Annotated in this window: 8 protein-coding genes; 2 read left to right on the top strand and 6 right to left on the bottom strand. The window is 56.6% G+C overall.

Going from position 1 to position 10,682, the window contains the following annotated elements:
• Positions 1–147: 147 nt before the first annotated feature.
• The 6 genes from Q1K76_RS11765 to Q1K76_RS11740 all read right to left on the bottom strand — a co-directional run bounded on the left by Q1K76_RS11765 (position 148) and on the right by Q1K76_RS11740 (position 6,384).
• Entirely contained in the window at positions 148–984 is an 837-nt protein-coding gene (locus tag Q1K76_RS11765) for a hypothetical protein (protein WP_300133624.1), read from the bottom strand.
• Positions 985–1,001: 17 nt separating this feature from the next.
• The gene (locus Q1K76_RS11760) at positions 1,002–2,123 is read right to left on the bottom strand and encodes a DUF3575 domain-containing protein (protein ID WP_300133621.1); all 1,122 of its coding nucleotides are present in this window, start codon (positions 2,121–2,123) and stop codon (positions 1,002–1,004) included.
• Positions 2,124–2,631: 508 nt separating this feature from the next.
• The gene (locus Q1K76_RS11755) at positions 2,632–4,212 is read right to left on the bottom strand and encodes a peptide chain release factor 3 (protein ID WP_087409414.1); all 1,581 of its coding nucleotides are present in this window, start codon (positions 4,210–4,212) and stop codon (positions 2,632–2,634) included.
• Positions 4,213–4,216: 4 nt separating this feature from the next.
• Complete coding sequence (rfbD, locus tag Q1K76_RS11750; RefSeq protein WP_300133618.1) at positions 4,217–5,083, bottom strand: dTDP-4-dehydrorhamnose reductase; 867 nt, start codon at positions 5,081–5,083, stop codon at positions 4,217–4,219.
• A 16-nt stretch (positions 5,084–5,099) separates the two neighbouring features.
• Positions 5,100–5,651 carry a DUF4924 family protein gene (locus Q1K76_RS11745; RefSeq protein WP_300133615.1) on the bottom strand — a complete coding sequence of 184 codons (552 nt, stop codon included), beginning with the start codon at positions 5,649–5,651 and terminating at the stop codon, positions 5,100–5,102.
• 241 nt (positions 5,652–5,892) lie between these two features.
• On the bottom strand, positions 5,893–6,384 hold the full coding sequence (locus tag Q1K76_RS11740; protein WP_087409416.1) for a peroxiredoxin: 492 nt from the start codon (positions 6,382–6,384) through the stop codon (positions 5,893–5,895).
• 563 nt (positions 6,385–6,947) lie between these two features.
• Here Q1K76_RS11740 and serB point away from each other — a divergent pair.
• A complete protein-coding gene (gene serB / locus Q1K76_RS11735; protein WP_300133612.1) occupies positions 6,948–8,174 on the top strand; it encodes a phosphoserine phosphatase SerB in 1,227 nt (408 codons plus the stop codon).
• A 40-nt stretch (positions 8,175–8,214) separates the two neighbouring features.
• Positions 8,215–10,503 carry a patatin-like phospholipase family protein gene (locus Q1K76_RS11730; protein WP_300133609.1) on the top strand — a complete coding sequence of 763 codons (2,289 nt, stop codon included), beginning with the start codon at positions 8,215–8,217 and terminating at the stop codon, positions 10,501–10,503.
• The last annotated feature ends 179 nt before the right edge of the window (positions 10,504–10,682 follow it).

Below are 10,682 nucleotides of genomic sequence, written 5' to 3'. Positions count from 1 at the left end.
AGGAATATCGTCTGCGGCACTTGTCCTTTGCCTTCCCTCTCTGGACCCCGCATCGGGTGCGGGGTGACTCACACACTGGACCTCGCATCGAGTGCGGGGTGACACGGAGCGCATCGAGTGCGAGGTGACCCGAGCGGTGTGTGGAATTTACAGCGTGGCACTGGCATTGCCGCCTTCCACCGTTTCCCATCCGGTAATCTCGGCGTTGCATTCCTCCATGCCGACGGGGGTCTCCAGTGTGCCGGTCACCCGGTAGGCGGTGGTCATGTCGCCGTTAAAGTCCGCAAGGGCTTCCGTCAGGTCGACTTCCGTGTGCTGTGTGCGTCCGCCATCGGTGAAGACGATGTCCAGTACCAGCGTCTGCACGGCTCCCATCGTGCCCAGCAGGCGGGCGTCGGCCGTGAGCTTGCTGCCGTCACGGGTGAAGGAGAAGACCGTGGAGGTCGGTTCGCCGATGGTCTGTCCCTTCTCCATATCAAAAATTCCGGCTATGCCGCTGAGGGTGGCGGTCACGCTCTGTATCAGTTCGGGGCGTCCCTGTGTCACTTCCAGTTCCAGTTGCAGGTCACGTACACGCTGCATCGGAACAGGGCTGAGAAGCAGGGTGTCGTCGGCTGTTACGGTAATCTCCTGACTGACGCTCTTCAGATAGCCCGGCAGGGAAATGACCGAGGTCCCGTCCGTGTGGGCATTGACCCGTGCCATTCGTCCGTCGAAAGTGAAACCTTCCGCACGGTTATAGACCACCATACGGTATGTTCCCGGAGCGAGCAGGTCGGGGTAGGTAAAAGGCGAGCCGGTGATGTCGGCCACCTTCCCGTCGATGTCGACTGCAAAATCCTCGTCGGCCGACACTCCCGTCAGACTGACGGTGACAGCTCCCTTGTCGGGGTGCGGCGTGTCATAGAGCGTGTCCTTCACGCAGGAAGAGAGCAGCACGGCGGCTGCCATTCCCATCATATTTATATAGTGTCTTGCTTTCATATTCGATTCCTCCACGGTTAAAAGATTTTCCAAACCAGCGTGACACCGGCGTTGATGGGTCCCCACCACTCCTTTGTCTCGTTGCCGCGACGCACCCGTACGCCGTTGATGGTGATGTATTTCTCATAGTCGGCATTGAGGTAGCCCAAGCCGAGGTTGAAGTCGAGCGACAGGGCCCGGTTGAGCCGCAGCTGGTAGCCGCCGGTGATGCCGCCACCCATCAGGTCGCCCTGGCGGCCGGTGCCGCAGAGCTTGTAGTTGAACTGTCCGGCCTTGAACATCGCACCCAGATACCAGGCTTTCTTCTCGCCCATGTAGTAACGCACTTCCGGAGCCACTTCCCACAGAGCATAGCGGCGGGCGTTGTTGTCCCAGGTCCACGAGGTCCACGAGCCGTTGACCATCAGGCCCCAGGCGGGAGCGATGCGCCATTCGATACCCAGGTCGGGGGTGAGGGTAGCCCAGCGCAGCAGGTTGGCCCGCAGGGAGAGGTGGTAGGAGTCGTGCTCCGGGTGCCCGGCCTCGGCCCGCTGCCGTTCGGCCTCCAGGCGTTGCTTCTCTGCTTCCAGGCGTTGCTTCTCGGCCTCCAGACGTTGTTTCTCGGCCTCCAGCCGGGCTCGTTGTGCTTCAGCTTCGGCCCGCTGTTGCTCGGCCTCCAGGCGTTGTTGTTCAGCCTCCAGCCGGGCCTGTTCGGCACGCTTCTCGGCCTCGGCCTGTTGCTCCGGCCCGGCCTCGGAGGTCTGGGCGGGGATGGCGATTCGCACCGTTACATAGTCGCCGCCGGAGGTGTGGTTGCGGGTGGTGAAGCAGGCTTCGGTGAGCCCCTGGCGAGTGATGAGTTCGCTCTTCACCCGGTTGGACCGGATGCGGGCGATGGCCCGGGCGGCCGCTTCGTCGTGGAGCGAGCTGCAGTAGCCGTCGACCTGGATGGGGATGGTGCCGGCGAGTATCGCCTCTTTGTTCTGTACTACGCACGAGAGCAGACGGGTCAGCTCGGTGCCGTTGTTTCGGTAAGCGGTATAGAGGCCGTCGTTCCCCGGCTCGAACCGAAAGTGGTAGATGGTGTCGCCCTGTGTCTGTGCCACGAGCGGGTATACAACAGCCCATAGCACGAGGGTCATCAACAATTTTTTGAACATGTCGTTATATAGGATTTGGTATTATCGGGAAGGATTGTATTTCAAAGATAATATTCGGAGGAGAAATATGCAAATGGTGATTGTTAAAGGATTTAACAATCAAGGCGTTGCGCTGTTAAAATTTAACCAAAATTGTTGATAGAGCAAAAGAATTGTTGATAGAGCAAATTTTTCGGCCCTGATTTTTAACATTTGGAGCCGGAAAAGATTGCATTTTTGTGCGGGTCGACGAGCTTTTGCCCCGCTTTTTGCCTCGCTTTCGGGGGGTGGAGAAAGGGGAGGGCGGGGTGGCTGTGAGGGCTCCCCGGCATTCTGGGAGAGAAGCGGGCGGCGTATGGGCCGGGCGGGGTGCGTTGTATGGAGGAGGCAGGGTGCATGGAGGGGGCCGGCATGTGGTAGAGGGGGGGAGGCACGGCATCTGCCCCGGGCGGGAAAAGCACAGGGGGCCGTGCCGAAGCACAGCCCCCTGTGTGGAGTAGAGTATCGTTCTTTCCGCCTCCCCCCGGACTTAGAACTCGGAGGTGAAGTGGAACTTGATTTTGGGGAAATCGGTCTGGGCCATTTGCAGCACATAGCTCGAGTCGGCCATGAAGACGTCGCGCCCGTCGCGGTCGACACTCATGAACTGGTGCTTGCGTTTCTTGAAGGCCTCGAGGGCCTCGGGGTCGTCGCTTTCGATCCAGCAGGCCTTGTAGAGGCTGATGGGCTCCCAGCGGCACTGGGCGCCATACTCGTGGAGCAGTCGGTACTGAATGACCTCGAACTGCAGCTGCCCCACGGTGCCGATGATCTTGCGGCCGTTGAACTGGCTGATGAAGAGCTGGGCCACGCCCTCGTCCATGAGCTGGTCGATGCCCTTGTTGAGCTGTTTCGACTTCATGGGGTCGTCGTTTTCGATATACTTGAACATCTCGGGCGAGAAGCTGGGGAGCCCCTTGAAGTGGAGCTCTTCGCCGCAGGTGAGGGTGTCGCCGATCTTGAAGTTGCCGGTATCGGGCAGACCCACGATGTCGCCGGGGTAGGCTTCGTCGACGACCGATTTCTTCTGGGCCATGAAGGCGGTGGGGCTCGAGAATCGCATCATCTTGTTGTTGCGCACGTGCTTGTAGTTGGCGTTGCGCTCGAACTTGCCCGAGCATACCTTGACGAAGGCGATGCAGCTGCGGTGGTTGGGGTCCATGTTGGCGTGAATCTTGAAGACGAAACCGGTGAAGTTCTCCTCCTCGGGACGCACCAGCCGCTCCACGGCCTGGACGGGGCGGGGCGAGGGGGCAATCTTCACGAAGCAGTCGAGCAACTCCTTGACACCGAACATGTTGAGGGCCGAGCCGAAGAAGACGGGCGCCGTGCGGGCGGCCAGGTAGTCGTCGACGTTGAACTCGGGGTATACCCCCTCGATGAGCTCGAGGTCGGCCCGCAGCTTCTCGGCATCCTGCTCGCCGATGTAGGCTTCGAGTTCGGGGCTGTTCACGTCGTCGAGCTCGATGCGCTCGGTCACCACCTGCTTGTTGGGGGTGAAGAGGTTGAGGTTCTGCTCGTAGATGTTGTAGACGCCCTTGAACTTCTGGCCGATGTTGATGGGCCAGCTGAGCGGGCGGACGTTGATTTTGAGCTCCGACTCCAGCTCGTCGAGGATGTCGAAGGGGTCGCGCCCCTCGCGGTCGAGCTTGTTGACAAAGACGATAACGGGCGTGTTGCGCATGCGGCACACCTCCATGAGCTTGCGGGTCTGGGTCTCCACGCCCTTGGCCACGTCGACGACGATGATGACGCTGTCGACCGCCGTGAGGGTGCGGTAGGTGTCCTCGGCAAAATCCTGGTGGCCGGGGGTGTCGAGAATGTTTATCTTGTAGTCGCCGTAGTTGAAGCCCATGACCGAGGTGGCTACCGAGATGCCACGCTGTTTCTCGATCTCCATCCAGTCGGATGTAGCGGTCTTTTTGATTTTGTTCGACTTGACCGCCCCGGCAATGTGGATGGCACCGCCGAAAAGCAGCAGCTTTTCGGTGAGGGTGGTTTTACCGGCATCGGGGTGGCTGATGATGGCGAATGTTCTGCGTTTACTGATTTCCTCTGTAAGTGTACTCACGATGTTAACGGGTTTCTTGTAAAATTTCTATGCAATGCGACAGGCTCTCGTACCAGTGGGGGATGGTGATGCCGTAGGTCTGTTTGATTTTGCTCTTGTCGAGCACGCTGTAGAAGGGGCGGTGTGCCCGGCTGGGATACTCGTCGCTGCGGATGGGTTTCACCCGGCAGGTGATGCCGGCCAGACGGTGGATGGCGACGGTGAAGTCGTACCAGCTGCAGGCCCCTTCGTCGGAGAAGTGGTAGATGCCCGGCACGAAGGTCTCGGCCGTGAGCACGGCGAGGATGGCGCGGGCCAGGTCGGCGGCACAGGTGGGGGTGCCTATCTGGTCGGCTACGACCGAGAGCTCGTCGCGCTCGGTGCCTAGCCGCATCATGGTCTTCACGAAGTTGTTGCCGTAGGGCGAGTAGAGCCAGGCGGTGCGGATGATGGCGCTCTGGGGGCAGAGGCGCATCAGGGCCTGTTCGCCCTCGAGTTTGGTGGAGCCGTAGACCGATTGGGGGTCGGGCGTCATATCCTCGGTGTAGGGGCGGTATCCCCGTCCGTTGAATACGTAGTCGGTCGAGACGTGTATCATGCGGGCCCCGCAGGCTGCGGCGGCACGGGCCAGGTTCTCGACGGCCGTGGCGTTGATTTTGCGGCACAGCTCCACGTTGTCTTCGGCCTTGTCGACCTGGGTATAGGCGGCACAGTTCACGATGTAGTCCACGCGGTTGTCGGCGACAGCCCGGTTCACGGCTTCGGCATCGCAGATGTCGAGTTCGGCTACGTCGGTGAAGATGGCTTCGAAGCGGTCATCACCATTCAGTACGTTGCGCATCTCGTGGCCCAGTTGGCCGTTTGCGCCGGTAATAAGAACTCTTTTTGTCATGGTTCGTATCTGTTTTTTAATCGTTTTCGAGTTTCAGTTCGCCCGCCTTGTCCTGCTTGTATTTTTCGGCCAGGAGCGAGAGGAACGACGATATTTGCTGGATGGCCTTCAAGGTGTCGGGCTTGATCTCCTTCTTCTGCAGCCGCAGCAGCAACACGCCGTAGAGGGCGTTGAAGCAGGTCTCCAGCTCGCCGGCCTTCTCGTCGCCCGACTTGGCCCGCAGCTCGACGATGTAGGGGAGGGTCTTGAAGAAGGCCGCGCCGTAGAAGGGCTCGCGGGGCGACTTGAGCAGCCGCAGGTGCAGGTCGGTGAGGTCGATGAGCACGTTTTTGTTCAGTTGCAGGTGCCCCTTCTGTTCCACCCCCTCGGTGTGCATCATGTCGATGAGCGACTCGTACCACTCGCGCATCGCCTTCTTCTGTTCGGGCGAGATGTCGTAGGGGTCGATAATCTGTTGCTGTATGCGGTCTATGTCCAGCCCGTAAGCCCGTATGAGGTCTTCGATCTGCCACATGTACAACAGGTATTCGGCGATATTCTCTTTTTTCTTTTGGCTGGCGATAATCATGTTGTTGCCTTTCTTTGCAAGTTGACCCTTCGGGGGGGGTGAGCGGCAGCCCCGCGGCAATGGCCGGAGAGTCGTCCCCGAAATTGGCTGCAAAGTTAATACAAATCGTTTGCTGTCGCAATGTTACCGGGTAAAAATAAACGATAGTCCGCTCGCCGGCGCGTGCACGCGAGCGCGAGGGTGGGGTATGCGAAAAAAAGAAAACCGCCGTTGAACAAAAATGTACAGCGGCGGTTTTTGATTATTGACGAATAAGTTTTGTCAAATGTTCCGGATTCGGGTCTTTGGCGATGATAACACCCTCGGGCGAAATCAGATAACTGGCGAATCCTTTGCTCAGACGGTAATTGTCGAATATATCCGACCGTGAGCCGTCTTTGTCATAGAATTGGGTAGCTGCGTTCAAGCCGTCTCGTTTGATGGTCTCTTCGAAGACCTTGCGGTTGGTATCGAACGATACCGACACGAGGCTGATGTTTTCGAGTCCGCTCTTGTCGATTTCCCGGGCGTAGCGTATGTTCTCCATACGCGAGGGGGCGTCGTAGCCTGCCCAGAAGTTCAACAGTACGTACCGGCCTTTCAACGATTGGAGCGAGACGCTGTCATCGGCGTTTTGCAGGCTCAGCTGCGGGGCTCGCTCCCCCTCTTTCAGACCCGTTTTGTTCGGGTTGAAGGCCGAAGAAAACAACAAAATCAACGCCAGCATACCAATAACTGACTTGGTTTTCTTCATACTGAAGTGTTATGGTTCATACTAAATCTGACGTTGGGGGCATCACACCGAAACGGCAGACCCCGCTGATTTTCAGCGGTTAGTTCCTCTTGCTCGGGACGCTTCCTTTGCCGACGGGAACCCATAAATTCGACGGCAAAGTTGAAGGTTTTTAGGGAATTAACCAAATATTCTCGGGTGTTTAACATAGTATAATTCGTAGTGTATTGATATACAGTGTTGTATGGGCTGTTAACAACACTCGCTCGTGCTTGAAAAATCTCTTTTTTGAACTTCGTTTTTCTTCAGGGAACATCTGGCTGCACCGATTGGTCGGTCGAGGGGGATGGGAGGGAGCTGTTCCGTTTTTCTTCAGGGGTGGTAAAAGATGGGTTGTCGCCGCGAAGTCTGGGAGAAAACTCTTTGTTTCTGCCGCCGATTGCATTATCTTTGTGGCTTGGATTGATAGTCGGCAGTGCGGTCCCGGGTAGCCCGTTGGTCGGGCTTCGGTTTTTGCGGAGGGGACTGCTCTGCTTAATCTAAACAGATGTAGTAAAAAAGATGATGAAACCAAAGGCAGAAATATGAAACCAAAGGCAGAAATTATTCTTATCAACATATCGGGCGATGACAAGCCGGGTGTAACCACGGCATTGACCGAAGTATTGGCGCGTTACGACGCATTCATCCTGGACATCGGCCAAGCCGATATTCACCACACCCTCTCGCTGGGTATCCTCTTCAAGACCGACGAGACCAAGTCGGGCGACATTCTCAAAGACCTCTTGTTCAAGGCTTATGAGCTCGACGTGAATATCCGCTTCTCGCCCATCAGCGAGGAGGAGTACAACAGCTGGGTAGGGCTGCAGGGCAAGAACCGCTACATTATTACCATCCTGGGGCGTTGCATCACGGCCCGCCAGATAGGCGAGGTGACCCGCATCGTGGCCGAGCAGGGGTTGAACATCGACGCCATCCAGCGGCTTACGGGGCGTATCCCCCTCGACGAGAATGTGCGGCCGCCCAAGTCGTGCATCGAGCTGTCGGTGCGCGGTACGCCTAAAGACAAGGTGGGCATGCAGTCGTCGTTTATGCAACTTTCGTCGCAGCTGGGCATCGACATCTCGCTGCAGGAAGACAGCATCTACCGCCGCTGCCGCCGGTTGATATGCTTCGATATGGATTCGACCCTGATCGAGACCGAGGTAATCGACGAGCTGGCCATGCGCGCCGGGGTAGGCGACGAGGTGAAGGCGATTACCGAGTCGGCCATGCGTGGAGAAATCGATTTCTGCGAAAGTTTCGCTCGTCGGGTGAGCTTGTTGAAAGGCTTGGACGAGTCGGTGATGAAAGAGATCGCCGAGTCGCTGCCGGTGACCGAGGGGGTAGACCGCCTGATGCAGGTGCTGAAACGGGCCGGATTCAAGATTGCCATCCTCTCGGGTGGATTCACCTACTTCGGCAACTACCTGAAACAACGCTATGGCATCGACTATGTCTATGCCAACGAGCTGGAGATTGTCGACGGGAAACTGACCGGCCGCTACGTGGGCGATATTGTCGACGGCCGCCGCAAGGCCGAGTTGCTGAAGCTCATCGCTCAGGTCGAGCATGTAGATATTGCCCAGACCATAGCTGTGGGCGACGGTGCCAACGACCTGCCCATGCTCAGCACCGCCGGACTGGGCATTGCCTATCATGCCAAACCCAAGGTGAAAGAGAATGCCAGCCAGTCGATCTCGACCATCGGGCTCGACGGCGTGCTCTACTTCATCGGGTTCAAGGATTCGTTTATTTCCGAAACCAACTGAAAAAACAGATATTATACTCGTTGCCAAGGAACAGACTGTTATGAAACGGATTGGGTTGTTACTCGTGCTCTGGTTGTGCAGCTGGGCTCATCTGCAGGCTCAGACCGTAGGCTTGGTATTGAGCGGCGGCGGTGCCAAGGGCATCGCGCATATCGGTATCATCAAGGCGCTCGAAGAGAACAACGTGCCTATCGACTATGTGGCCGGTACCTCGATGGGGGCCATCGTGGGGGCCTGGTATGCCATGGGTTATACGCCCGACGACATGCTGAACCTGATTCTCTCCGACGACTTCAACCTGTGGTCGCGGGGTATCTTCGACGAGCGCTATGTCTACTACTTCAAGAAACCCGACCCGACGCCCGAAATCGTTACGTTCAACGTCGCTTTGCAAGACTCCACCAAGTTCGAGCCGCATTTCCTGCCCAACAGCCTCATCAATCCGTTCCCCATGAACTACGCCTTTATGAGCCTGTTTGCCCCCTATTCGGCCCAGTGCGACGGGAATTTCGACAACCTTTTCGTACCTTTCCGGGCTGTGGCTTCCGACGTCTATCACAAGCGCGAGCTGGTGCTGCGCGATGGCGATTTGGGCGATGCCGTGCGGGCTTCGATGAGTTTTCCCTTCGTTTTCAAGCCCATCGAGATTGACAGTGTGCTGGTTTACGACGGGGGTATCTACAACAATTTCCCGGTCGATGTGATGAAGTCGGACTTCAATCCCGATATTATTATCGGCAGCATCGTAGCCTCTAAAATAGATAAACCCAAGGAAGACGACCTCATCAACCAAATCGAGAATATGGTTATGCAGAAGAGCGACTATACACTCGATCCCGAGGATGGTATTCTGATGCGGTTCAATCTGAGTGATGTGGGACTGCTCGATTTTCCCAAAGCCCGGCAGATTGCCAAAATCGGGTATGACTATGCCATGGAGCTGATGGACTCGATCAAGAGTCGTATTCCCCGAGAGTTGTCGCAGGAGACCCGGCAGTTGCAGCGCATGGTATTCAAGAGCAAGACTCCCGACCTGGTGTTCGACAGCGTCTCGGTCGAGGGGGGAAATCACCAGCAGAAGGAGTATATCAGGCGTCAATTCGAGACCGGCAATCGTTTTACCGACGAGGATGCCAAGGCGGCTTACTACAAGACTATCTCCGACGGGAAAATATCCGACCTCATACCCCACGCTCGCTACGACAAGGCGAGCAGCCTCTTCAATCTCGACCTCAAGGCCAAGGTGCACGACCAGTTGTCGGTGGGGATGGGAGGCTTTATCTCGTCGACCAGTTCGAACCAGATTTGCATCGGGGCACACTACCGCACCGTGAGCCTCAACTCGCTCGATGTCGACCTCACGGGGCAGATAGGTCAGTCGTATACGTCGGGGATACTCTCGGCCCGGTTCGACCTGAAGACCGCCATTCCCATGTACCTCAAGATGCAGGCCGTCGCGTCGAAACAGAAGTTCTACCAGAACGAGACCCTTTTCTACTCCGACCGCATGCCCTCGTTTGTCACGCAGTCCGAGCAGTACGTGAAGCTGCGTTTGGGGTTGCCCTTCCTCACCAGTTCCAAAGCCGTCGTGTCGGTAGGCTATGGCTCGATGACCGACAAGTATTACCAGTCCAATACCGTAGACTTCTCGACCAACGAGCAGGACCGCAGCCGCTACGACCTGTTTGTGGCCTCGATGAAGTTCGACCGCAACAACCTCGACAGCTACATGTATCCCACGGCCGGCACCGACTGTTCGGTGCTGGGGCTGCTTGCCTATGGCAAAGAGCGGTTCCGCCCCTACGACACCACTTTGCAGTCCAACTCGACACAAACCCTCTCGTGGCTGCAGCTCGAGGGCAACATACACACCTATCTCCCGATAAGCAATAAATTCGTGCTGGGCCTTCGCGGTAAGGCTGTCGTCTCGAGCAAGGGGCTCCTGAGCAACTATACCTCGACCATAGCCCAAGCTCCGGCCTTTACCCCTACGCCGCACAGCCAGACCATCTTCAACCCGGCCTTCCGCTCCACGCAATATCTGGCCGCAGGTGTCATTCCCATCTGGAAGATTATGAACAACCTGCAATTCCGCAACGAGTTCTACCTTTTTGCTCCTTTCCGACAGATATACGAAGGGGCCAATTACGAGCCCTATTACGGGCGGGCTTTCTCCAAATATCACTTTATGGGCGAGAGCTCGGTGGTGCTGAATCTCTCGTTTGCCTCGATAGCTCTCTATGCCAACTACTACGATTATCCTGCTCGCAACTGGAATTTCGGTATCAATATAGGTTTGTTGGTATTCAGTCCCAAGTTCCTCGAGTAAAAAAAATGGAGTTCTATGCGCCTGAAAATAGGACCGATAGCAGTTTCTGCAAAAAAAAGCGATAAAAAAACTCGAAAAAAAGATACACGCGAATAAAATTATACTTATCTTTGCATCCGCAAACGGCTCCATAGCTTAACTGAATAGAGCATCTGACTACGGATCAGAAGGTTACAGGT

This window comes from uncultured Barnesiella sp., assembly GCF_946496565.1.
GTDB classification, from domain to species: Bacteria; Bacteroidota; Bacteroidia; order Bacteroidales; family Barnesiellaceae; genus Barnesiella; species Barnesiella merdigallinarum.
Note: the sequence above shows the minus strand (reverse complement) of the source record. Positions and strands in the feature narration are given on the sequence as shown.